Origin of the sequence: Arthrobacter pascens, assembly GCF_030816475.1 — a bacterium.
GTDB lineage: Bacteria > Actinomycetota > Actinomycetes > Actinomycetales > Micrococcaceae > Arthrobacter > Arthrobacter pascens_B.
The window spans coordinates 4,159,661-4,183,505 of sequence record NZ_JAUSXF010000001.1 but is presented as its reverse complement, the minus strand read 5'-3'; the positions used below and the strand labels follow the sequence as shown (position 1 = coordinate 4,183,505).

The window sequence follows — 23,845 nt, the reverse complement described above, 5'->3', positions numbered from 1 at the left end:
CACTTTGTCCCTCGTTACCAATCCTGACCAAGACCTCGATGCTGCGTAAGAACGCACTTTTTTGTGCCTAGGGCACGCCGACGTGCCTTCCATGGAAAGTCCTTTTGGGGTTCCGGCACGTTTTCCTTCAGTGTCAGGCGCCCACTTATGCTGGCCTCAACGAGGTAATCGAAAGAGAAGACAATTGGGGAAATGACTCTTACGGCTGAACAGAAACGTCAGGCTGCACAGAAGCACTACAACGCATCATTGGAACTATGCCCGGCACGTCAACTGCTTGAGGCCATCAGCAGCAAGTGGGTAACACTGATAATGCTCGCCCTGGTTGATGGGAAGCAACGCCACAGTGACCTCCAGAAGAGGATTGCCGGTGCCAGCCAGAAGATGCTCACCTCCACGCTGCGTTCGCTGGAACGTGACGGATTGGTTTCACGCCATGTCACGTTGTCAGTACCCATGCGGACAGATTATGAGCTCACTCCTCGCGGTCACTCACTTCTCCGTATTGTCATTGAAATGAAGGAATGGGCCGAGGAGAACATGGCTGACGTGGCAACCTCCCGCATGGAGCACGATAGGCACAAACTCGCCTTCAACTTCAACAGCCCATCAGACACATCTGGGAATGAATAGCTAAGAGGATCGCAGGCAAACAAGGACCGCTGTTCGGCATTCGTGAAAACTAGCGAACTGCAGTGACTGCGAGGGTGTTCCCGTAGGAGGTTCCCCAAACTGGATGGTCCTGCTCGCGGCGGGATAGCCGGGTGAGTACTGTTCCTGCGGGATGCTGGAAGGCACCGGGGACTATTTCAGGGACTTTTGGCCGAGGGCAGTTGTTTGTGGCTATGAAGAGGCCGACAAACACCACACACGCGAAGCCGGCTGCTGCTCCCCAGGAGTCGATCGCTGTTCCAAGAGGACCCAGTGGCGCGGCAATCAAGCCTGGCGGAAATCCACCTTCAAAAGGTTTAGCAACACACCCTAAGCCCTGGCGAGGATTTCTCCGCTGAGGAGGCTGAACCAGCCTTCCTCATCGCTGATCCAGGAACGGAATCCCTCCGAGATCGCCTGCAGCTCAAGCGGAGTGGCCATCTCGGAGTCCAAAAGTTGCGTCGTGAGCGCTGACTGCAGGATACGGTCGGCCCACATCCCGCCCCAGTACTGCCGGTCCTCCGGGTTCGCGAAGCACCAAGTGCTCGAGGACGGTGTGATGTCGGTGAACCCGGCCGTCCGGGCCCACGACAGCAGCCGACGTCCCGCCTGGGGCTCGCCTCCGTTGGCCAGCGCGGCCTCTTGGTAAAGCCGCATCCACTCGTCGAAGGCCGGCATCTCAGGGAACCACGTGAAGCCGAGGTAGTCGCTGTCGCGCACGGCCACCAGTCCTCCGGGTTTACAAACGCGCTTCATCTCACGGAGCGCCTGCACTGGGTCTCCGACGTGCTGCAAGACCTGGTGGGCGTGCACGACGTCGAAGCTGTCGTCGGGCAGGTCGAGAGCGTGTGCATCGGTTACGACATACGAGACGTTCGTGCGCCCGTCCATCTCCGCACGAGCTAGGTCGAGCGCGGCGGAGGTGTGTTCCACCGCGGTCACGTGAGCCACGCATGACGCGAGCTCCGCGGTAATGGTGCCGGGGCCGCATCCGATGTCGAGGACGTGGAAGTCGGGGGACAGATGGGGCAGGAGGTAGGCCGCCGAGTTCTCGAGTGTTCGCCAGCGGTGGGACCGGAGGACCGTTTCAAACGTGTCCGGACAGCGCGCACCTCGAATCCTTCCTGGGTCAGGATCAGGGTGATGAGACCGCCGATGTCCTCATCATTTTCAATGACGAGACAGATTCCCCTAGACATGTGCACTTATTTTTTTCACCATTCATGATTCCCCTGTCAGCGCCCGACGCGGCCGGTCGAAACCCACTACCGGACCTGGATCTGCAGCGGATAGAACGGGACGGGGTCACATGTGTACGTGCAGGCGCCGCGCTGCCTCCGAGATTGACCCAGTCAGCGAGGGATACACGGTGAAGGCGCTGGCGACGTCGTCGACATGCAGTTTCTGCGCGACGGCGATGGCGATCGGAAAGATCAGTTCGGAGGCGTTCGGTCCCACCACGACTCCGCCGATCACGGTGCCTGATCCCTTGCGGGCGATGATCTTGACGAAGCCGTCCTTGTGGTTGCGCATTTTGGCGCGGGCGTTGCTGCTCAGGGGAAGCTTGACAACATCGCCTTGGAATTTGTCTGATATCACGTCTTCCTCAGATACACCCACTGCGGCGATCTCTGGAGAGGTGAAGATATTTGAGGCCACCTGAATCAGTTTCAGCGGGGCGACGCCATCGCCCATGAGATGGGCGATCGCTATGCGGCCCTGCATGGCGGCCACCGAGGCGAGGGCGAAAACTCCTGTGCAGTCGCCTGCTGCGTAGATGTTCGATGCGGTCGTCCGGGAGACGCCGTCCACCTTGATGTGGCCGCTGTCCGTGAGTTCAACGCCGGCTGCCTCGAGCCCGATGTCATCGGTGTTCGGGATGGATCCGACGCACACGAGACAGTGGCTGCCGGTTACTTTGACGCCGTTGGCCAGCACCACGGCGACACCGTCGCCGGTTCGCTCCACGGCTTCTGCGCGGGAGCGGGCAAGGACCTTGACACCACGGCGTTCGAAGACACCCTCCAGCACCTCTGCGGCGTCCGTGTCCGACCTGGGCAGGACACGGTCTCCGCTGGATATGAGGGTCACTTTGGAGCCCAGCCCGTTGTAGGCGGAGGCGAACTCGGCACCTGTTACGCCGGAGCCGACCACAATGAGTTCCTCAGGCAGCTCCTCGAGGTTGTATAGCTGGGCCCAGTTCAAAATCCGCTCGCCGTCAGGAAGCGCGGTGGGCAGCTCACGAGGGTGGGCGCCGACTGCCAGGATGATCGCGTCTGCCTCCATGATCTCGGTGCCGGCGGCTCCGATGACCTCGATGGTGTGGTTGTCCAACAGCCTGCCGGAGCCCTTGAGAACGCGGACACCCAGATTTTCGAGGCCCTTTTGAATGTCAGTGGACTGCTGACGGGCGAGGGCCAGGACGCGGGCGTTGATGTGCTTGAGGTCCGCGTGCATGCTCGGCGTGCAGTCGGCGCCGTTGAGATCGAACTTGACTCCCAACCCTCCGGCCTCACCGACGCGCGTCATCAGGTCTGCCGTGGCAATCAGCGTTTTCGAGGGGACGACGTCCGTGAGCACTGCCGATCCGCCCAGGCCTGCACGTTCGATCACGGTCACCGCCGCACCGAGGGACGCCGCGACCATGGCGGCTTCATAACCGCCTGGCCCTCCACCGAGAATCGCTATGCGGGGTGAACTGAGGACCGGCTGGGTAGTCATATAGAGGCTTCTATTCTCATGCACGCGGAGCGAACTCGCACGCGGGCGCGTATTAGTGGGTTACGGATTTAAGATTCTGAAATTACCAGGAGTGATTCTCGTGGGTCATACCGAAAGGCACACTATCGCTAAGCGCCACCTTAAATTCATTGGCGGCATATCTGGTAACAAGAATTCCCCGTCGCCGTTCCCCCGTTGATCTTTCACGGATGGCACGCACGGCAGCGTCTAATTGGTTGTCCAGCCTTTCTCGATCGGTGACAACGACAGTTATCGACAGGTTGTGCTCTGTGAGCGTTTCCATACTTCTCTCTTGGTTTTCGGGTAAAGGCGGCATTTGCCGCGGAACAGAAAAGGGACCGCTCCCTATTTCCCGCTCCATTGGTTGCCGGGGAGCTCCGAGGGGCGGTGACAGAAGACCGGTCCGCCTCCTCCCCGACGTCGAGTTAAGGAGGGCGAAGCCGTTTGAGGCCGCGACCGCCTCTCTGGGCGGCCGCGACCTCGGCTTTCTCGTCGCCAGCGCTAGGGCGTGTCCTCGGGGACCTCCAGGTCGCCTTCGTCATCAGCCGGACGGACGATGAGCACGTCGCAGTTTGCCCTCTTCGTTACCTCAGTGGCCACCGTCCCGAGCAGCCGGTCTGCGAGCGAGCGGTCATGGATGGCCCCGAGGACGATGAGGTCCGCGGACCGCTCTTGAGCGGTGGCCATGAGTGCAGTGGCTGGTTCACCGTCGATGAGGAGAGTGGCGGAAACCGTCGCCCCCTCGTCTCTGGCTGTGGCCATGGCGGTCTCGACGGCAAGCGAGGCTGCCTCACGTCCGAGGACCTGCCCGCTGCGTGGGTCACCGCCGATAGTGTGGACGTTCATGGCTTCTGCGCGACGGGAAGCACGGGCGTATGCGCAGACGATAACTAGATCGGCGTCGTCCCGCACTGCGAGCCAGGCGGCTCGTGCGACGACAGGTCCGGCGAGCCCGGATCCGTCCGTCCCGACGACGATCGTACGGTAGTCCTTCATAGTGGTCATGTCAGGTCCCTCTCAGTGCGCGGAAATCGGCATGTGGGTGACGTCGTCGACGTCGCTAATGATCCGCGGTTCCTTGATCCACAGCATGGTGAGCGCTGCCAGACCGAGGAGCGCACCAGCGAACACGATCGCGTTGTTAGGGTTAGCTCCCAACAGATGGTCGTAGATCCAGCCGAAGGTCACCGACTGGATCAGCATCGGAACCACGATCATCATGTTGATGATGCCCATGTAGACGCCATACCGGCTTGAGGGGATCATTCGGACGGCCATGATGTAGGGCACTCCCATGATGGAGGCCCAGGCGATCCCGAGGCCGATGATCGGAAGGAAAAGCAAGAACTTGTTGTCAACGAACGGGAAAATCATCAGCCCGGCGGCAGCCAGCAACAGGCACACACAGTGGACAACCTTGGCGCCGCGACGCCGCGCAAAAGCGACCAGCGCGAAGGCGACGCTAAAGGTGATGATGTTGTACCAGCCGTTGACCAGACCGGTCCACGCGACAGCGTCCTCCTTGCCTTGCAGGTCATCCGGGAACACTGACTTGGCGACGGACAGAGCCACGAACTGCCAGTAACAGACCATTCCGTACCACTGGAACAGGTACACGACTGCCAGCTTGCGCAGCTGGGTCGGCATCTCGCGGATCGCCTCGCCGATCTCCTTCACCGCTGGAAGGAGGCCACCCTTCTTGGCACGCAGTGCCGCGAGCTCCTCCTCGGTTGGCGGGATCTCCTTCGTCGTCAGCACCGAGACGAGCACGGTGCCGATTGAGCAGACGGCGCCAAGCATGAATGAGCCCACCACCCAATACGGGATACCGGCTTCGGTGGCCCCTTCGATGAATTGCTGGAAGACGAACAGGGAGATGTTGGCCAGGGTGATGCCGAGGCCGGTGAAGAACGCCTGAGCCAGGAAGCCCTTACCGAGCTGGGAGGGGGGAAGCTTGTCGGCGATGAAGGCCCGATAAGGCTCCATCGCAGTGTTATTGCTGGCATCCAGCAGCCAGAGCAACATCACCGCCATCCATACCGCGGTCACGAACGGGAACAGAAACAGGCAGAGAGCGCAGCCGATGGCCCCGATCAGGAAGAAAGGCTTGCGGCGGCCCCATCGCGGGCTCCAGGTTCGGTCGGAGAGAGCACCGATGAGGGGCTGGATCAAGAGGCCGGTGATCGGCCCGGCGAGGTTGAGGATGGGCAGATCGGCGGGGCTGGCGCCAAGGAACTCGTAGACCGGGTTAATCGCTGTCTGCTGCATTCCAAAGCTGTACTGGATCCCGAAGAACCCGGCGTTCATCAGGAGGATCTGTTTCATGTTCATCAGCGGCTTCTGCCGGATCGCCGTTTGGTGCATGCTGGACTGCTTCGCCGAACTCATAGGCATTTCCTTCTCATCAAGGGGCCGGAGACCATTCGCCGGACCCAAACGGGCAACGGTGCCCGAGCGTCGACGCGCTTCGTCGACGCGCGTCAACAAAGACTATGGATCATCCTAGGGAGTGTCAAGGATCACACGAATTGTGAAGGGATCAGGTGTTGCGGGACGAACCGGGTGAGGCGGGTGCGCTGCCGGCGCTGCCCCGTTCAGTCAATTCAGGCTCTAAGAGCTTCTGGAAGGCTGCCGGATCCTCACCTTGAAGGCGCCGGATCAAGTAACTGACCGCCAGCTTGGCCAGCTCGCTGTGGTTTGGGGAAAAACTGGTCAAATTGGGATGGCTCGTCCGCGATCCGTCATCGCTGCTGTTCAGGCCTACCAACGACATGTCCCGCGGGATATGGACCCCGTGCTCAGCAGCTGCAGCGACGAAACCCGGTACGGCAGGCTCATTGAATGTCAGAAAAGCGGTTACCCGGGGTGACCTTTCCCGGATCTTCTCAAAGGCCTTCCAGCCGTCATTGAATGTCGGGGACACGGTGAACACGGGCATCCGGACTCCCCTTGCCTCGGCGGCTGCCAGCACAGCATCCTGCATTCTCACGACAGGTCCGTGACCGGCATCCAGTTCTTCCTGTGATCTCGTCAGATACGCCACGTCCGTGTGTCCAAGTCCAAGGACATACTCAAGAGCCATGTTGCCGGTGGCTTCAAAGTCCGAATCAACGAAAGGATGTGACTGGAGGCCTCCGGTACGGCCTATCGTGGTGAAGGGAAGATGTGCGTCCAGAAGGAACGACACCCGCTCGTCCACGGTTCGCACCTCCATCAGCACCACGCCCTCCACGATTCCCTGGCTGACGACCTTCCGCAGCTCCTCGACGTCATTCACGCTGTAGGGCCACAACAGTAGGTGATAGCCTTCGCTGCGTGCCTGCTCGGAAGCGGCTTGGATGTACTCGAAATCGGTGAGGTTGAAACCAACCTCACCGATCGGAAAGATCAAGGCAATGATTCCCGTGCGTTTGCCGGCCAACCCCTGCGCCAGGGCATTTGGAGTGTAATCAAGATCCGTCATTGCCCGCAGGACCTTTTGACGAGTCTCATCCGAAATTGGGCGTGTGCCGCTTAAAACGTAAGACACCGTGCTCCTGGAAACACCAGCAGCACGGGCAACTTCCGCCATGGTACCCAAGTGTCTCTCCTCAAGATCCGCGTCGGGCCAGGGCTACCGCCATCCTGCCGCCGAGCGAATTTAATCATCTCCAGCCAGCATATCGCCGTGCAGTGTTCTTCCCTGAAACAGGGCCGCTGTTTGCCCTAGTCTCTCTATTCATGCCGGAGCGCCTTCTTAAAGAAGATCGCTGCGTCCTCATAGGCAAGTGCAAGATAGAAGTCACCGGCACGACGGCTTGCCAATGACACATAAGCATCGCCTTGCGACTCCGCCCATGACTCAAGTCATTAAGGCCTGTCCCACGCCATTGCGGCGTGCTCGCTCAGCAACCATGATTTCTTCGACCCAGGCAACCGGGCCATTGGCAAGAAATGTGGCGCGGCAATGGGCCAAAAGATAGCCGACGACGGATCCGGCAGTCTGTTTGAGGCTGGGCATGTGGCCACGTTACCCGCGCGAGCAATTGCCCACGATCACAGCCCAAGAGAGTGATGGATAACCAAGAAGGCAGGGGGCATCGCTCTAGTCCTCGCCTTCGAGGGTTTCGGCCTTGAGTGTTCCGGCTCCCGGTCGACCGGCTTACTGGCGCTGACGTGACTCTCGTAGGATTGCGGCCGAGGCTTGACGTGACACTTGCATTTTGCAAGTATAGGCCGCATGAGCCTTTTCATCACCTGCCCGGTTGAGAACGTTGAGCGCGCCACCGCCTTCTATACCGCCCTCGGGTGGACCCTCAACGCCAAGATGTCCGATCACAACGTGTCATGCTTCGCGATCGCGCCCGAGCAGTACGTCATGCTCGGCAGCCGCGAGATGTACGCGAGCGTCGGCGGCGCCGAGGAGCTGGTCGGCGGACCCGACACCCCCTCGAAGGTCACGGTCTCATTCGACCTCGGCAGCCGCGAGGCGGTCGACGAGCTCATCGAACGCGCCGGTGCCGCCGGCGGGCGGATCGGTGACACCGACGACTACCCATTCATGTACCAGCGCCAATTCGACGACCCCGACGGCTACCACTACTCGCCGTTTTGGATGAAGCCGGACGCCGATCCAACCGCGTGAGCAACCTCGCCGCGGCCCTCGACATCGTCGGAGCGCGGTGGGCCCTGCTCGTCGTGGAGCGGCTGCTCGACGGGCCACAGCGCTACGGCGATCTGCAGCGCGACCTCGGAGTGCCGACCAACATGCTTGCGACCCGCCTGCGCGAACTCGAGGCCGCCGGCGTACTGTCCCGCCTGCCCCTCCGGCACAACACCCGGGCCTACGCGCTGACCGATCGCGGGCTCGCCTTGCGCGAGGCGATCGTCGCGCTAGCACGTTGGGGCGACGAGGAATGGCCTAGGTGTGCCGCGGAATCGCGATGCGCTGCGACAAGCTCCCCGGCAGCTACCGCGCCGCCGCCAGCCTCTCCGCCACCCTGATAAGGATCAAACCGGACTCGATCAAAACGGCCTAGGGGCGCCCCAGAAAACTAAAGCTTCTAAGACACCCGAACGGGCTGGGCGCCGCGCACCCACTCCTGGTGAGTTGCAGCGGTGATGGCCTCGTTTTCCGCAGCGCTTTGTGGCCGAGCGACAAGTCCCGATAGCCCATCCTTTACCGGACTGGTATTAGCCGGATTCTTGAGCGCATACAGTTTCCGAGTGAACTTCCACGCACTCAAGCGCTTCATCGGCCTTGCGCCTGCTCCTGCCGATGCACAGCCTGTCATCCAGATTGAAGAGCAAAACAGCGACTACGAATCTGGAGTCGCACTAATCGGCAATGAGCAGTGGCGAATCCGCACCGCCCGGATCACACCGACGAAGCAGGGCGCCTTTGTCGCGGTTTGGAAGCGCGACGAGGGCGGATCGACCAGGCCCTTCACGGCTGACGAGTCGATGTCTGGACTGCTCGTCTTCGTAGAGGAGCACGAACGGTTCGGCGTCTTCCAATTCAGCCCGGCGCACCTGATCTCGCTCGGATACGTCAGCTCCGAACTGCATCCCGGCAAGCGCGGTTTCCGCCTTTATCCCGCCTGGTCCACCAACCTGAATGCTCAAGCATTACGCACCCAGCGCGCGCAGGCGGATGCATTCACCGAGCTTAAATCCGAGTAGCGCATCGCGGACCATAAAAGGAAAGGATCGCGTACTTCAACACCGTCCATAGGCCGATCGATCACGGCACCTCGTCGTGCCCGTTGGCCGAACCCTCTACAGGCCCACATCTTCCTTACGATCCGGGTCCGTGGAACTGAAGATAGCGGTCGCGCACTTCGAACCAGTCGCTTGGTCCCAGTTTCCCGGGGTAGGGCACAGGCGTCATCGCCATCCGTGATGACGGGATGACGCCGACCTGCCACGGGTCTTGGTAGACGATCTGGCCGGGATCAGTTGAAAACGATTGCTCCCATACGACGCTCTTCGCATCCAGAATCGCCAGGAGCGGCTGAAGGCGGGCCGTCATATCGTCAGAGGACTCCCGGAACCAGGTGACCGCGCCGATGGAATTCTCGTCCACGTAGAACGGCGGGTTGGGTAGGTTCTGCTGGAACCACGCATCTGCAAGGGCGTAGCAGATGATTTCTTTCTCACTGAGCCGCCCTGCCCGGCGCAGGTGGTCCACGGCCACGAAGACTCCGACGGGCGCCCCGGTGCGCCCTACATACTTCGCATGGAACCGTTGAAAGCTTGTCATGGCCTCATGATCTCACCGTCTGCCGGCGGCGCTGAGCTGGTTCCTGAAATGCGGCAGCGTCCTTGGTTGGGCTCTCCCATTCGCCGCCGCCTTGGTTCGACTGGCTGACCGCCGTCTCGTACCCCTTGTCGCTCAACCCCTGAGGGAAGGCCGCCGTGCGAGCCGGCGCTGCGATTTTCACGCGTTATTCTGCCCGATGTAGCTCTCGGATCACATCTGCCCCGTGATGTGTTCAAGGACGTGGCCCTGGCCAGGAGGGTGTTCGACAGCGCTTGCGCCGGCCGGTGCCATTGTCCTGGGGGTGGCGTTGTCTATGAGGATGACTGCGATGGCGGCAGCGGTGGCGAAGGTGTCGGTGTTGAGGACCCGGCTCCGGGCCGAGGCGCCGTCCAGGAGCAGCGCCAGTTGCTCGCCGAGCTGTTCGGGGTTGGTGGCGCCGGCCTCGCGGGCGGTGTCGGTGAGCCGGGCGGCAAAATCTCTTTTGTAGTTGCGGGCGTAGGCGCGTGCCGGGTGGTCAGGGTCGGGGATTTCGACGGCAGCCGCGATGAATGGGCACAGGGGCGCGTGGATGTCGAAGATGGCGAGGAGTCGTTCGCGGGGTGTGAGGTCGGTGCGGTCGAAGACCTCGGGCAGGATGTCGGGATCGAATTGGCGGAGGCATTCGGCGATCAGATCGTCCTTGCCGGCGAAGTGCTGGTAGAGCGTGCGTTTGGACACCTCAGCCGACGCGCAGAGCTGGTCCATGCCGGTGCAGTTGATGCCTTGATCGCGGAACAGTTGTTGTGATGCGCTAATGATGCGCTCCCGTGCGCCCCTACCGCGGCGCAGACCCCGCGGTCCCTTCTTCAACTCCGTCATACAACCAGCTTATCCCGTAAAGGGTACGGCTTGGTGTACTTAACTTGCGCCCGGCCCAACCACATGGATACGTTAAGCACTCAGATCGGTGTACTTAACGTCGACACGGCATATGAATGGAGCATTCATGGGAAAGCTTGATGGCAAGGTCGCGGTGATAACCGGCGGATCCACCGGCATGGCACTGGCAGGCGCAAAAGTGTTCGTCGAAGAAGGAGCGCACGTCTTCATCCAGGCCCGGCGGCAGGAAGCACTGGATGACGCCGTCAAACTGATCGGCCGCAACGTCACCGCCGTCCAAGGTGACGCGGCCGACCTGGACGATCTGGACCGCTTGTACGACACCGTCAAACGGGAGAAGGGTTCGATCGATGTCCTGTGGGCCAGCGCCGGGATGGGCGAACCCGCCGCCCTCGGCGAGATCACCGAGGAACAGTTCCACCGCGCCTTCTCACTCAACGCGCGCGGCACCCTGTTCACGGTCCAGAAGGCCTTGCCGCTGATCAACGACAACGGCTCGATCTTCATGACCGGATCCAACGCCTCCCTCGGCGCATTCCCCGGCTGGAGCCTCTACGCGGGAAGCAAAGCTGTCCAGCAAGCCTGGGCCCGCGTCTGGCTCAACGAACTGCGCGACCGCAAAATCAGGGTCAACGTCCTGACCCCCGGCCAGGTCGCCACTGCGAAACAGGCAGAACTTTTCGACGACGCAACCAAGGCCGCATTCGAGTCCCTCATTCCCCGCGGAACGATGGGCCGCCCAGAAGAAATCGCCTCAGTCGCCCTGTTCCTCGCTTCCGACGACTCCAGCTACGTCAACGGCCTGGAACTGGTGGCAGACGGCGGCACCACCGCACTCTGAACCACACACCAGGAATCCCACGGGCAAACCCTCGCAGCTCCGGTCGCCACAACGAACTGATCTCCAACAAGACAAAGCGACACCTCGAGAACAAGAAAAGAGCACAACTCATGAGCACCATTACCCTCATTGGCACCGGAAACATGGCCCGCACAATCGGCACCCTGGCAGTGGCAGGCGGCAATACTGTCGAAGTCATGGGACGCGACGAGTCCAAGGCCGATCACCTGGCCAAGACTCTGGGCGGCGGCACGACGGCGGGCACGTGGGGAGCAGTCCCGGCCGGCAGCATGGTCATCACGGCCCTGTTGTACGACGGCGTCGTTCCGGTCGTCGCAGAGTACGGTGACGCCCTCGCAGGCAAGGTCATCATCGACATCAGCAACCCTTTCAACGCTACGTTCGACGGACTGGCCCACAACGGGGAGACCTCGATCGCGCAGGAAGTCGCCAAGATAGCCCCGGCCAGCGCCAGCGTGGTGAAGGCATTCAACACCATCTTCCGTAATGTCCTGGAGAAGGGCCGGCCCAACGTCCTTATCGCGGGCGATAATGCGCAAGCCAAGGCGCACGTGGCGGCGTTCACGGAAAGCCTAGGGCTGCGCCCGCTGGACGTCGGCGGTCTGAAAATGGCCCACTGGCTGGAAGGAATGGGCCTGGTCACGGTGGGCCTCGCCGGCAACGGGGTCGGCCACTGGGACTTTGCCCTCGGCGTCAACGAATTCGCCGGCTGAGCCGCGAGAGCCGAGCAGTCACCGGTCAGGGCGACGTGCGTCCTGACCGGTTGATGGATCTAGGCCAGCATCCCTCCCAGCGTCCCAACGGTCATTCGCACTACTTGGTAAGCCTTCACGCACAGCTCACACCAGCGCAGCCAATGAACCGGAGCGTGGCACGATAGCCGCGCATCAGAAGGACTTGTGACCTCAAACCATTGCAGCAATCTCTTGGACTGCCTGCGTCAGCGCCACCATGCATCCAGGGCCTCCATGCCCTTCATCTTCGATGATGATGAGTCGGCTTGAGTCCCAGCGCCGGTGCAACTGCCAAGCGGTGACGGCTGGGCCGCTGATGTCCCGCCGACCATGAATGAGATGGCCGGGGATGCCGTTGAGCTCATGTATCCGCGTGATGATCTCTTGTCCGTCGACTAGGAATCCGTCATTGGACCAGTAGTGCGTGACTAGAAGAGCGAACGTCATGCGCTCTTGCTCGTCTTCAAACAGTGGGCCAGGCAGCCAGTTGGGGTCCAGCGATACGTGCGTGGATTCCCAACGGTCCCAGGACAAGGCGGCCAGTCGGGCGTCGTCGCGATCCTGCCCTGCCAGCCGACGGGCGTAAGCCTCGACCACGCGTTCGCCAGGTTCTGCATGCGCTGCCTCTAAGAAGTCACTCCAGGCTTCGGGGAAGATGCGTCCGACGTCTTCAGTAATCCATTGGATTTCGTCTCTGCTGCTTGTTGTCACCGCTACCAAGGCGATACCGAGGACCCGATTGGGATGTTCCAGGGCATAGGCGAGAGCAAGAGTGCTGCCCCAGGAAACGCCGGTGACGATCCACTTCTCTATACCTAGGTGCTCTCTCACTGTCTCGATGTCTTCGATCAAGGCTTGGGTCGTGTTCTCCGACAGGTGGTCAATATCGTCTTGGACGTGGGGGCTGCTCTTGCCGCAACCGCGCTGGTCCAGGCCGACAACCCGGAACCGGCTGTGGTCGTGGCGCTTACGGTAGCCGCCTCGACCAAGGGAACCACCAGGGCCTCCGTGAAGGTATAGGACTGGAATGCCGGCAGGTTCGCCGGTGGCTTCCCAATAGATTCTGGCATGGGGCACGTTCACCCAGCCGCTGTCAATCTTTGATTGTTCGCCCGTCACCGCTCCACAATATTGGGAGCCAGGGCCAAAGGAGGGATGTTCAACGCGTTCCGAAGAGGGAAGGTCTACTGGGGAGCCCTGACTGCTTCGGCCCAAAGGGACTCGTTGTCCCTCACGAACTGGGTCACACTGGTCCAGTGGTCCCCGTGGCCGGTGGTGAACATCGTCCCCCACGGTTCGGCTCCCGTGGCATGGGAATTCTTGAGGAGTTCGTACATGGCAGTTGTCCGTTGCCACATAGTGGCGGGGAGCGCTGCCCGGAGCTCGTCATCGGCACGGTAGCCGTCAATGAAGGATGCCAGTGCCCGCGCCGCCTCAAGTGGGTTCGCCGATGCGTCGTTTAGCGTGAATGCCTGTGCGGCGTACGCGAGATCCCATGTAGGCCCGAGTCCAAGCCGCCCCGCAAGCTCGCCATCAAACTGCTCCCGCGTCTGGTCGGCGTCGTCAGGATCCGTTCCCTGTCAATCATTTCAGGCGGAACATGGCCGTGATTGCTTTGGCGGAGGCTATCGGGGACCGTAACGCTGCACGTGGAGTTGCGCGTCGGGCATTGGATCTCGCGGGTCGTGGGCCCCCCTTACCGGTGCGCAAGATGGTCGCTTATTGAGACGATGGGGCCGTTTTCCAGTGGGCGTCTGGGGACAGTTCACGCCCCGCGGGAGCACGGCTCTTCATTAGCCGACATGTGCCCCAGTCAGTAACATCACCGTGCGACGGGCGCGTTCCAAGCGCGCGCTGAATCCTGCTGGCATTTGAGTTGGCAAGTCGTTGATCGGGAACCATCGGACGTCCTCACTTTCATCACTCACGGAGATTTCGGCGTCTGGGGTGATGGCCGCAGCGAACCCCACATCCCAATGGGCGGTACATGAGAATCCCGCGTGCAGGTCGTGCCGGTCAAGATCCACGATCGCCGGAGAAAGCAGGACAAGGTCGCCGATTCCGGACTCCTCACGGGCCTCCCTCTGTGCGGCTTCCGCCACCGATGCATCCTTCGACTCAATGTGACCGCCGAACTGCACCCAGAACTGCCCCTTGCGATGGAAACACAGGAGAACGCGATCGAATGTAGGCGAAAACACGAAGCAGGACCCGGTGACATGCTCAGGGCCGCCACTTCGACGCAACGCGGAGTCCCCAGCTAAGTTCAGAAACCGCAGATATGCGTCTCGCGGTCCTGATTCAGGAAGTGCCATGAGGCTGGTGAGCAGATTGGCAAGAGGCATCCTGCCATCTTGCCGCACCCGGCAACGAACAATTTACCGGCACGGCGAAGGGGCGGGTGACGGCTGTCGACCCGCGCCCGTTAGCCGGTCGCCAGCGGGGCAAGGGACACGGGCCTAGGCTGACATTAACCGCGGCGAAATGCCGTCACTTAGCGCCGCGGTTCACCGCCGGCGAGCAAGCCTCAGATACGCCGCACTCAGGCGGGGAACGACGACGTACACGGCGATGGGGACCACGACGAGCGTGATCGCTAGGGCCCGAAGCACGGGTGGCCATGGCCCGATCAATGGTGAGAGCGCCCACTGGCTGAGCGTGACGAGCGGGAAGATCGCGCCCCACGTGATGACGGCCCGTTCATGCACCGTCGGCGGTGCGGGGGTCCGGGTCGGGGTTGGTGCTGTGGCGTACATGGCGGGCTCCTATCGGTTGTATGCCTTTTTCTGATACCCCAAAGATAGGATTCGAGGAGTGGCCAAGACATCGGGGCAACTACTCAAGTGCCTACTCATTTGGGGACTGGACACCCTTCTTCCGCCCCGCAGATACTGATGACATGGCCAGGGCAACGCTTTCCACGACACCGATGGCGCGTGTCCCCGGGCGTCTTCCGGCGTCTGCTAGCAGCTTCGTCGGCCGCACCATCGAACTCGCTTCGGTCACCGACGCTCTCCTGTCGAGCCGCCTCGTGACGCTCGCCGGGCCAGGGGGCGTCGGGAAGACCCGTGTAGCTCTCGCCGCGGTGCACGCCGCCGGGGACCGACTTGGCCATCCGGTGTTCGTCGACCTCACCCGTATCCCCGAAGGCGCCCCGGTGGCGCTCGCGGTTGCAGAGGCCATGGGCCTTCGCGGCGTCAGGAGGGAGGGTGCCCTCGACGCGATCCTGTGGTGGCTCGACGGCGGAGAACAGGTGCTCGTCGTCCTGGACAACGCAGAGCATGTCCTTGAAGAGACGGCTGCCCTCGTGGCGGAGCTCCTCGAAGGGGCCGTGGACTGTACCCTCCTGGTCACGTCCCGGCAGCCCCTCCACGTTGCGGGCGAGCATACTATTCCGGTCGGGCCAATGCTCGACGACGACGCCGAGACTCTCTTCTGGGAGCGTGCGTTAGCGGTGCGGCCGTCGCTCTCAGTCTCCACTGAGTCCCGCTCCATGGCCCGGGAGCTGTGCGTGCGGCTGGACCGGCTTCCGCTGGCCGTTGAGTTGGCAGCTGCCCGCATGTCCGTCATGACGCCGGCTGAAATGCTGCCAATGCTTGAGAGCCGCCTGCTTGACGTTGGATCCGGATCTGCCACAGCGCCCGCCCGCCATCGCACTCTGAGGGCATGCATCGCTGCGAGCGTGGACTCGCTGGGGAAGCATGAGCGCGCCGCATTCGAGGCATGCGCCGTCTTCGCGAGCCCGTTCGATGCACGGGCGGCGGCCGCCGTCGCGGGTGCGTCTCTCGAGAACCTCGAAGACCTCGTCACCCGATCCCTGCTCCAGCCATCCGTCGACAGTGCAGGCCACACGGTCTTCCGCCTTCTCGAGAGCCTGCGCGAGTTCGCCCGCGAGGGGCTCGACGCCGGACGGCTCGAGGAAGTGCAGAGACGCCACCTGGCGTGGATCGCGGCAGAGTTCGGCGCCGAACGGCCATTGAGCGTGATGGAGCGCTCACGCAACGGGCAAGCGGTCGATCGCCTGCCCGACGTCCGGGCGGCCCTCGACTTCGCGGTCGTTGCAGCGCCCGCTGAGGGCCTCAGGATCATGGGCGCTACGCGCGAGCTGTGGTTCCGCAGTGCCCAGGACGAGGGGCTTTCCCGGGCCGCTGGTCTTCTTGAACGTCATCCAACCCCCGATGACGCGCGGGCCGAAGGGCTGGTCACGGCTTCTGTCTGCCACACGTCACGGCAGGAGACCGAGGCCGGGAACCGGCTCGCTGGGGAGGCGCTCGCCATCCTCGATCGGGATTCGGCAGGGGCAGCGGCCGCCTTTTTCTATCAGGCCATCGCCCGCTGTCTTGCCAAGGACACCGAGGGTTCGGTGGAGTCGTGTCGGGCGGCACTGGATGTGTATACGAAACTCGGCGATACGGCCGGATGTAGCAGGGCCGTCGGCATGCTGGGGATGGCGGCAGTGTGGGCCCATCGCGACGACGACGCGATCGGCATCCTCCATGAGGCCCTGGACCTAGCCGTCGCCGCCGGAGACCTCTGGGCCCAGGGACAGATCCTCACGTACTTGGGCCTAGCGGAGTCGAATTTGGGCCGTGCTGCCGTGGGCCGGGCAAGGCTCCTCGAAGGCGTGAACGCCTTCGCTCAAGTGGGCGACATTTCCTACCGCGGCGTCGCGCTCGCCCGCCTGGCGGCCCTGACTGTGGCGCGGGATCCGACGACGGCGGTGCGCGCGGCCGCCGCAACCACGCGTCGGGAGGGTGCCGGCGGGAGGTTCCACGAGATCGCCCTGGCAGACTTCGCCCAAGTGCGGTCGATCGCGGAGCTGCTACTCGGATCGCAGAGCTTTGCGGCCGCGTGGGAGGCCGGGGAGAAACTCTCCTTCGCGGAGGCCGCGGAGGAACTTCGTGCCGTCGAGGGTGGGCTGCAGCCGGGCATGCTGACGCCCCGCGAACTCGAAATCGTCGAGCTTATACGCCGGGGCCTCGGCAACGCATCGATCGCGAGGCAACTCTCGCTCTCGGTGCGCACCGTCGAGAACCATGTCGCGCACGCCCTGACGAAGTTGGGGCTGCACAGTCGCTCGTCCTTGGCTGTCTGGGCGGCCGAGCACGAGCACCGTGAGCCACGGGCCTGAGCATAGTATTGCCAGCAGCGGGACAACGATTTTCCTCCTGCCCCTTGACTGGGCCCCTGCTGTGACCGCCAGCCCAAGGGCTTTCACTGAATCCATCCCAGGCTCGCCGCCTCCGTGCGGGGACGCAGGTTCGAAGTTGAAGATGAGAGCCTAGAGCATGACAGTGCCTTGGATGCAGGTGGCCGATTCCCCGCCAATCCAAATGTCCCCGTCCTGAGCCTTCACATGGATACGTCCTGCCCTGCCGAGTACCGTTCCCTGGGCAGCCACATATTCCTCGGGTGCGCGGCCGCTTCTGATCAGCCATTGCGCCGCGCCGGCGTTGAAACTGCCGGTAACCGGGTCTTCCACCATGGCCTCACCTGGAATGAAGGTCCGGACTTCGAAGTCCGTTCCGGCGCCCGGCTCCTGGGGGCCGATCACACCCACCTTGAGGTCAGCCAGCGCCGCCAGATCGGGTTCGATCGCAAGCACCTGCGCGGCGGATGCAACCAGGACTCCAATCCACTCAGGTCCGTTGACCAGCCACGCTGCGTCCAACAGTGCGTTCTCCGGAAGCCGCAGTCCGGCTGCCAGCTGCGAACGGACGGCGGAGTCCACTGGACCGAAGCGGGTTAGCGGCGGGGCCGCGAAAGCCAATCGTCCGCCGTCGTGCTTCACTCGAACCAAACCCGCGCCGCACTCCTGTATCAGGACGCCGTCAGTCTTGGGCACCCCGCCGGCCTGGAGCCAGGTGTGCGCAGAACCCAGCGTCGGATGCCCGGCGAACGGGAACTCCTCGCTGCCAGTGAAGATGCGAACGCGATAGTCGGCCTGCGAATCCGTAGGAGGCAGGAGGAACGTGGTTTCCGAAAGATTGGTCCAGTTTGCGAACTGCTGCATAGTCTCGCTACTGAGGCCCTCGGCATCGACGACGACCGCGAGTGGATTGCCTAGATAAGGCTGGTCCGAGAACACGTCGACTTGATGGAACGGGCGCAGACGCGAGGCTTCTAAAGTCACCGCCGCAGGATATCACCGGCGCTCGCAAGGCATGCCCTGTCTCCCGATCTACGAGCATGCCAGAGAAGGCTCTTATCAACCGTGAGGAGCGTGGAGATGCCTTGGCGGCCCGGGCTCGGCGTCCGTCGAAGGACCGTCCGGCAGGCTGTTGAATCGGCTACCTCCAAAACGCAAACCGAGGAGGGGGATACAGGCCCGGCTCATTGACGGGCACGGCACTCAGGAATTCTCGTACTGCTAGGCGCCTTCCGGGTATTTCCCGTCTGTCACGTATTTCTTTGCAATTTCATCCCCCAACTGAGTGTTGGCCAGCCAAGCGCTGTCCCGAATGGTTTCGCGCCCGCCCTCGGCGGGCCAGAGGACCTGGATGGTCTCCAGGGTTTGTATCGTGCTCTTCTGCCACGGCACCAAGGTGTTTCCTGAGAGGTTCCCAACATGCAGGTAGCCTTCGTGGAGCATGTGGTCCAGGTATGCGATACATCGTTCACGCAAGATGGCGGCTGGAACGCCGCCCCAAGTGCCGATCTGGTGCGAGAAGAAGCCCAGGCTCATGTGGTCATTGACGTTCTCGGCCAAAAGTAACGCGACGACGTCCTGCCTGGGCACGAACGGGGTATCGACGTCGACTTCGGTGCCCTCGTCCCGTGCGTCTTGTCGGACCGAGCCAAGCGAGGATTCCTTGGCGTCGCTTGATTTCTTCATGTCTTTCACCTTTTTCTCGGTCCTTATGGTCGTGACTGACTGTAAATAGGTTTGGTAGAGCTTTGTGAGGCTCAAGGCAAGTTTGGGAACGCTACGGTTGGGGACCACTTCGATGCAGGCGGATTGGAGACCGGCGCAATGCCTGCGGGAGCCGCCCTCAAATGGCCGGGATTGAATCGCCGTTGCTTGCTTCCTTGCCGATATCGGCGTTCCTGAGTCTCTGGGCAGATTGAGTTTGCAGATCGTAGGTTGTCCGGAGGCCGGAACGGGCCCGGGACAGCAGAGGGGAGACCGCCTAGGGTTCGATGCCAAGCAACGGCGGGATCTCACGCATAGGCAGGTCCATCACCTCGGCGTACCAGAGCACGATGCGCTCGTGCTCGAACGCTGCCTTCCCGGCGAGGCTACAGCTGGGAGGACGATCGCATCCCGGGTGGGGCGGGCTAGCGCATCAGCGTTAAGCCGCCGGGCGGCGCCGGGTGACCCGAGCGCCGCCACGGCAGCATGCGGAAAGATGTACCGACATGGGAACAACTCCGGCAAATCCGTCCCGGGAATCACAGATCGACGGCTATCAGAATTTCCGCCCGATTTTTTGCACCGTGCAGTCCCCGGTGTCAGTGGGAGAAGTCCGCTGAGATCTCGGCGAGGGTGCGCCCCTTCGTCTCAGGCGCGAGCCATTGCGAGAGGACTGCGCCGAGTAATGCGACGGCGGCGGCCACGACCATGGTTGCGCCCAGGCCGATGTTGGCGATCGCCCATGGCAGGGCGAAGGTGCCGAGTGCGGCTCCAATGCGGCTGAAGGCCGCGGCGAAGCCCGTGCCGACGCCGCGCAGGTGGCCGGGGAATACCTCGGCCGGGTAGACCTGGGTCATCGTTGTGTAGCCGGCATTGAAGTAGGAGAAGGCGAGAAACAGGACGAGCACGAGGATCGCTGGCGCGTTCCCCCAGACTCCGATGACCAGCAGGATGCCCGCGCAAAGCCACTGCCCGGGCACGGTGAGGATTCGGCGGCCGAGCTTGTCAATCAGAAGTACGCTGGTGACAACGCCCGCCACCGCAAGTGCGGACAGGCCGACTCCACCGGCCCAGCCGCCGCCGAAGCCGAATTTGTTGAGCACCTCGTCGGCGAAGGTCGCGATCGCGAAGTACGGAGTGACCGCGCAGAACCAAAAACCTGCAGTGAAGACGGTGGCGCGCCAGTACTGCCTCGAGAACAGCATTCCGAAGGAGGCGTTCTTGATTTTGGTCCCACTCTTCGCGGCTTGGGCCTCCTGGATCATCCTCAGATCCATCTCTCCGGTGATGCTGTCGTGCATCTGGGGCGATTCGATATATCGGTGTGCGATCGCGAGTGCTTCCTCGTGCCGTCCCTTCGTAATGAGCCAGCTCGGCGATTCAGGGAGGCCCAAGCGGGCAATGAACAGGGCGAATGCGAGTATCGCGCAGGTGCCGAGTACGAGGCGCCATGGGGTACCGGCGTCGTGCAGGAGCGTGCCGACGATGAATGCCATCATGAAACCGGCGTACCAAGCGATCAGGGTCAGCCCGAGCAATCGCCCGCGGAGCTTTGGAGGGGAGAACTCTGATAGCAATGGTCCACCGATTGAGTACTCGCCGCCGATCGCGACGCCCATTAGGAACCGGATGATGGCCAGCTGGATCACGGCCCCCTCTCCGGAGGTTACGAAGAACTGGGCCGCTGAGACGGCCAGGAACAGGCCCATGTCCACGAGGAACATGGGCTTGCGTCCGAACTTGTCAGTAGCCCAGCCGGCCAGTGGGGAGCCGACGAAGATACCAGCCAGCGGGCCTGCAGCGATCATGCCCAGAGATAGTGCATCGAGCTGGAGATCTGAGCGCATGGATCCGGCGACGGGGCCGATGATTCCGAGGATGTACCCGTCGAGGAACATCCCGCCGATGAAGACAGCGACAAGCCGCACCATGAAGCGGCGTTTGAACTTGGAGCTGCTCTCTTTTGATATGGAGGTGCCGACGGAGTCCGTCGTCCTGGTCAGATAGGTCATTGAGATTTGTTCCCTTCTGTCTTCAGCGCAAACCGCTGACGGCACCAGAGCGCCGTTTCAGCGCAAACCGCTGACGGCACTAGAGTGCCTTCTTGAGCATCGGCTGGTTGACGACATTAACATCTGACACTTTGAGTCGGCGGCGACCGATCGGCTTTGGTCTCTCGCTACGTTTATCGGCACTGACTTCACGATTGCTTGTCATGAAAGGTTCCCTTTACTGAGTGTTGCGGGTGCCTCAGATTTGCCGTCGACGCATCAAACCTGGGCTGGCAGGTTCGATGCTTCGTGGCAGGTGGTGCAGTTCCCCCGGGAGCAAGTTCAAAGAGCGGCGGTAGTGCATGGAGCACATCTTCACGCTTCAAGGGGCGGTCGCGAAACTGCTGGGGCACCGCTTCGACTTGTTCCGTATGGAGCAATAGGTTTCGCTATAAGCAACAGAATGAAGCACCTCACCATTGTTGTCAAGGACTTTTTCCATAGCCTGATTGAATCTTGACTTTCGCGCCGCTTGAATTTTTGCCCCTGCGGCCAGGATCAGGCTCCGGAATTGCTACTGCCAGCGCCTGAATTCCCGAATAACTTCTAGGGGTCAACATCCGCAACTGCGGGCGGTGCTTCATCAGCGGACTCCTGGACTGGTACAAGCACCACCATCAGCACTACGAAATCGGCTTCCGCGCGCCCGTGAACGTCCACTGCGGCCACGGCCCCCGGCCTCGCCGCCTAAGCTCCCCTTGGTAACGCCCAGCTTGAATGATTCGGGTGGGGACAGATACGTCCGTCCAACCCGGGGCCAAGGATTGACATGGTCATACTTTTGCTCCATGACCGGATCTGACCCTGCCGGGTGCCTGGGACATCGAGTGGGAGGGCACAATGAACTATGGCTGCATCCGTGATCTTGATAAATGGTCTCCCAGGTTCCGGTAAGACCACCCTGAGCAGGCTCCTGGGCGACGAGCTGAACATACCTGTTGTCTCCAAGGACGACATCAAGGAAGCCCTGGCGGATATCAGCCGTGGGCAAATCAGCAGCAGAAGGCTGGGCGGGATTTCCTCTGAAACGATGTGGCAACTGGTCTCCGCGATTGAGGGTACGGTCATCGTCGAGTCCTGGTGGTACGGGCCGCGTGATCGTGGTTTTGTCCTTGAAGGGTTGGCCCATTCGGGTAGTCCTGATGTCGTTGAACTTTGGTGCGAAATTCCTTCCGACGTCGCATGGAGACGGTACTTGGATCGTCAAAGACATGAGATTCATCCGACAGTTCCCCTCTGCAGCGACTGGGAGGAATGGTCGGCGAATGCCAGCCCACTCGGGATAGGGCAGACGATTGGCGTGGATACATCGGAGGCGGTCGACGCAGCCACGCTCGTGGAGCAGCTGCCAGCTTTCTTGAGCGCTTAGACCCCAGCCTCTAACCATGACCTGGAATCAGGGAACCGGCGCCACCATGACCGAGTAACGGACGGACCTGGACCGGACGGTGCTCGTAGAGGGGCTCGGCCGGTCTGAAGACCTGGTCGGCTTCGGTGTACGAGCGGGTTTGGGGCGCTGACATGCCTCTTTGCAGTGGACGAGAAACCTCTGGTCATTTATCCGCCTATTGTTAAGCGCATAAGCTTTCAGGGAGGGGAGTGATGGCAGTGGTCAAAGGTCCGACGGTTTATGACGTTGCGGAGCGGGCGGGGGTTTCGATTGCAACGGTTTCCTTTGCGTTCAGTCAGCCTCACCGGGTCAAAGATTCGACCCGGAATGCGGTCCTTGATGCTGCCCGCGCGCTTGGGTATGTCCCCAGCGCGAGTGCCCGGGGCCTGGCGAGGGGCCGTACAGGCGCCCTTGGGCTCTTCTCGTTCGACTTCCTGAATTTTCTGCCCGATGCCGAAGGGATGAAGAAAGACCGTGCCGCCGCGGTCGTGGCACCCAATGATGATTGCCGGTTGTTCCCGGTATGGGTCGACGAGGTTCAGCGGGGTGTGGAGCTGGAGAGTTTCAGCCGTGGCTATGCCCTGATGATCGGCGGTGGCAACAGGGCCAGCAGTGAGAGGGCCGTGACTGACATTGCCGGCCGCGTCGACGGCCTGATCATTTTTCCGCGGACCATTCCCGATGAGGTCACGCGACGGATCTCTGCCCGCATTCCTGTTCTTGAACTCTCTGAACCCTCGCACGGCGACGGGCTTCACCACGTTACGGTGGACAACGCCTCGGGCATGCGCCAGCTCATGGAACACCTGATAGACGTTCATCAGTTCCGGAAATTCGTCTTTGTCAGCATCCCCAATGTCGAGACCGAAGCAAGATACGAGGCTTTCAACGCTGTGCTGCGGGACCACGGTTTAGAGGTTCCGCCCGTGGTGGAGAGCAGGCCCGGCGCCAGCGGCGTAACCGCCGAGCTGGTCACGAAGCTCCTAGGTTCCGGTGCGCTTCCGGACTGTTTCGTTTGTGCCAATGATGAAGAAGCGCTGGTGGTGATGGAGACACTCAAGGCCGCCGGCGTCTCGGTCCCTGATCAGGTGGCAGTAACTGGTTTTGACGGCGTAGTCGCCGGCCGCCTGGTCAGCCCAACGCTGACCACGGTCCGCCAGCCGATGGAACTGATGGGTCGCACCGCCGTGGAAATCCTCGTGGACGCCATATCGCAACCCCTTGCCCCTCTGGTCGAAAGACAGTTGCCTGTGCACCTTGTGGTGCGTGAAAGCTGCGGCTGCGCGAAAACCTAATCTGCATTTCTGGCGGAAAAGTGTTGTCAAAGTCACAGTAATGCGCTTAGATTGGACTCAATCCGATCTAAGCGCATTGACATTCTGCTTCCCAGGAATCTAAGCGCATTAATTGGAGTTCTGCTACTTGGCGCTGCTTGAGGCGTC

The 23,845-nt window shown here is 61.8% G+C and carries 24 protein-coding genes and 1 pseudogene; 9 read left to right on the top strand and 16 right to left on the bottom strand.

The window, feature by feature from the left end; all coding sequences use genetic code 11:
- The first annotated feature begins 192 nt into the window (after positions 1–192).
- The gene (locus QFZ40_RS19255; RefSeq protein WP_306906369.1) at positions 193–633 is read left to right on the top strand and encodes a winged helix-turn-helix transcriptional regulator; all 441 of its coding nucleotides are present in this window, start codon (positions 193–195) and stop codon (positions 631–633) included.
- A gap of 348 nt (positions 634–981) precedes the next feature.
- On the opposite strand, the gene QFZ40_RS19250 is transcribed toward QFZ40_RS19255, so the two are convergent.
- From QFZ40_RS19250 to QFZ40_RS19225, 6 genes are all read right to left on the bottom strand, one after another.
- Positions 982–1,770, bottom strand: coding sequence for a class I SAM-dependent methyltransferase (locus QFZ40_RS19250; protein ID WP_306907001.1), 789 nt, complete (start codon positions 1,768–1,770; stop codon positions 982–984).
- Between the two features lie 186 nt (positions 1,771–1,956).
- Complete coding sequence (locus QFZ40_RS19245; protein ID WP_306906368.1) at positions 1,957–3,372, bottom strand: NAD(P)H-quinone dehydrogenase; 1,416 nt, start codon at positions 3,370–3,372, stop codon at positions 1,957–1,959.
- Between the two features lie 522 nt (positions 3,373–3,894).
- Positions 3,895–4,398, bottom strand: a complete 504-nt coding sequence (locus QFZ40_RS19240; protein ID WP_306906367.1) for a universal stress protein — start codon at positions 4,396–4,398, stop codon at positions 3,895–3,897.
- Positions 4,399–4,410: 12 nt separating this feature from the next.
- The gene (locus QFZ40_RS19235; RefSeq protein ID WP_306906366.1) at positions 4,411–5,781 is read right to left on the bottom strand and encodes an MFS transporter; all 1,371 of its coding nucleotides are present in this window, start codon (positions 5,779–5,781) and stop codon (positions 4,411–4,413) included.
- Positions 5,782–5,932: 151 nt separating this feature from the next.
- Entirely contained in the window at positions 5,933–6,964 is a 1,032-nt protein-coding gene (locus QFZ40_RS19230; RefSeq protein WP_306907000.1) for a LacI family DNA-binding transcriptional regulator, read from the bottom strand.
- Positions 6,965–7,234: 270 nt separating this feature from the next.
- Positions 7,235–7,393 (bottom strand): GNAT family N-acetyltransferase, encoded by a 159-nt coding sequence (locus QFZ40_RS19225; RefSeq protein ID WP_306906364.1) that lies wholly within the window; start codon positions 7,391–7,393, stop codon positions 7,235–7,237.
- Positions 7,394–7,612: 219 nt separating this feature from the next.
- On the opposite strand from QFZ40_RS19225, the gene QFZ40_RS19220 reads away from it, so the two are divergent.
- The 3 genes and pseudogenes from QFZ40_RS19220 (at position 7,613) to QFZ40_RS19210 (ending at position 9,054) form a co-directional block, all read left to right on the top strand.
- A complete protein-coding gene (locus QFZ40_RS19220) occupies positions 7,613–8,017 on the top strand; it encodes a VOC family protein (RefSeq protein WP_306906363.1) in 405 nt (134 codons plus the stop codon).
- Positions 8,014–8,289, top strand: a pseudogene (locus QFZ40_RS19215) (winged helix-turn-helix transcriptional regulator); the annotation flags it as partial. The gene QFZ40_RS19220 and the pseudogene QFZ40_RS19215, both read left to right, overlap by 4 nt.
- A gap of 309 nt (positions 8,290–8,598) precedes the next feature.
- On the top strand, positions 8,599–9,054 hold the full coding sequence (locus QFZ40_RS19210; protein ID WP_306906362.1) for a MepB family protein: 456 nt from the start codon (positions 8,599–8,601) through the stop codon (positions 9,052–9,054).
- Positions 9,055–9,169: 115 nt separating this feature from the next.
- Here the strand turns inward: QFZ40_RS19210 and QFZ40_RS19205 are convergent, their stop codons facing one another.
- Positions 9,170–9,634, bottom strand: coding sequence for a hypothetical protein (locus QFZ40_RS19205; protein WP_306906361.1), 465 nt, complete (start codon positions 9,632–9,634; stop codon positions 9,170–9,172).
- Positions 9,635–9,844: 210 nt separating this feature from the next.
- Entirely contained in the window at positions 9,845–10,492 is a 648-nt protein-coding gene (locus QFZ40_RS19200) for a TetR/AcrR family transcriptional regulator (protein WP_306906359.1), read from the bottom strand.
- 127 nt (positions 10,493–10,619) lie between these two features.
- Here QFZ40_RS19200 and QFZ40_RS19195 point away from each other — a divergent pair, with 127 nt between their 5' ends.
- Both QFZ40_RS19195 and QFZ40_RS19190 read left to right on the top strand, forming a co-directional pair.
- Positions 10,620–11,354: an SDR family NAD(P)-dependent oxidoreductase gene (locus QFZ40_RS19195; protein WP_306906357.1), complete on the top strand. Its 735-nt coding sequence runs from the start codon at positions 10,620–10,622 to the stop codon at positions 11,352–11,354.
- A gap of 110 nt (positions 11,355–11,464) precedes the next feature.
- A complete protein-coding gene (locus QFZ40_RS19190; protein ID WP_306906355.1) occupies positions 11,465–12,088 on the top strand; it encodes an NADPH-dependent F420 reductase in 624 nt (207 codons plus the stop codon).
- Positions 12,089–12,280: 192 nt separating this feature from the next.
- Here the strand turns inward: QFZ40_RS19190 and QFZ40_RS19185 are convergent, their stop codons facing one another.
- From QFZ40_RS19185 to QFZ40_RS19170, 4 genes are all read right to left on the bottom strand, one after another.
- Positions 12,281–13,228 (bottom strand): alpha/beta fold hydrolase, encoded by a 948-nt coding sequence (locus QFZ40_RS19185; protein WP_306906353.1) that lies wholly within the window; start codon positions 13,226–13,228, stop codon positions 12,281–12,283.
- A gap of 65 nt (positions 13,229–13,293) precedes the next feature.
- Entirely contained in the window at positions 13,294–13,446 is a 153-nt protein-coding gene (locus QFZ40_RS19180; protein WP_306906352.1) for a hypothetical protein, read from the bottom strand.
- A 456-nt stretch (positions 13,447–13,902) separates the two neighbouring features.
- Positions 13,903–14,454 carry an NUDIX hydrolase gene (locus QFZ40_RS19175; RefSeq protein WP_306906350.1) on the bottom strand — a complete coding sequence of 184 codons (552 nt, stop codon included), beginning with the start codon at positions 14,452–14,454 and terminating at the stop codon, positions 13,903–13,905.
- Positions 14,455–14,616: 162 nt separating this feature from the next.
- On the bottom strand, positions 14,617–14,865 hold the full coding sequence (locus tag QFZ40_RS19170; protein WP_306906348.1) for a hypothetical protein: 249 nt from the start codon (positions 14,863–14,865) through the stop codon (positions 14,617–14,619).
- A 143-nt stretch (positions 14,866–15,008) separates the two neighbouring features.
- On the opposite strand from QFZ40_RS19170, the gene QFZ40_RS19165 reads away from it, so the two are divergent.
- A complete protein-coding gene (locus QFZ40_RS19165; protein ID WP_306906347.1) occupies positions 15,009–17,240 on the top strand; it encodes an ATP-binding protein in 2,232 nt (743 codons plus the stop codon).
- 150 nt (positions 17,241–17,390) lie between these two features.
- Here the strand turns inward: QFZ40_RS19165 and QFZ40_RS19160 are convergent, their stop codons facing one another.
- The 4 genes from QFZ40_RS19160 to QFZ40_RS19145 form a co-directional block, all read right to left on the bottom strand.
- Positions 17,391–18,242, bottom strand: a complete 852-nt coding sequence (locus QFZ40_RS19160) for a PhzF family phenazine biosynthesis protein (RefSeq protein WP_306906346.1) — start codon at positions 18,240–18,242, stop codon at positions 17,391–17,393.
- Positions 18,243–18,479: 237 nt separating this feature from the next.
- Positions 18,480–18,944 (bottom strand): hypothetical protein, encoded by a 465-nt coding sequence (locus QFZ40_RS19155; protein WP_306906344.1) that lies wholly within the window; start codon positions 18,942–18,944, stop codon positions 18,480–18,482.
- 617 nt (positions 18,945–19,561) lie between these two features.
- Complete coding sequence (locus QFZ40_RS19150; protein ID WP_306906342.1) at positions 19,562–20,974, bottom strand: MFS transporter; 1,413 nt, start codon at positions 20,972–20,974, stop codon at positions 19,562–19,564.
- A gap of 585 nt (positions 20,975–21,559) precedes the next feature.
- Complete coding sequence (locus tag QFZ40_RS19145; protein ID WP_306906341.1) at positions 21,560–21,682, bottom strand: hypothetical protein; 123 nt, start codon at positions 21,680–21,682, stop codon at positions 21,560–21,562.
- A 178-nt stretch (positions 21,683–21,860) separates the two neighbouring features.
- Here QFZ40_RS19145 and QFZ40_RS19140 point away from each other — a divergent pair, with 178 nt between their 5' ends.
- Positions 21,861–22,382 (top strand): AAA family ATPase, encoded by a 522-nt coding sequence (locus QFZ40_RS19140; protein ID WP_306906339.1) that lies wholly within the window; start codon positions 21,861–21,863, stop codon positions 22,380–22,382.
- 233 nt (positions 22,383–22,615) lie between these two features.
- Complete coding sequence (locus QFZ40_RS19135; protein ID WP_306906337.1) at positions 22,616–23,698, top strand: LacI family DNA-binding transcriptional regulator; 1,083 nt, start codon at positions 22,616–22,618, stop codon at positions 23,696–23,698.
- The last annotated feature ends 147 nt before the right edge of the window (positions 23,699–23,845 follow it).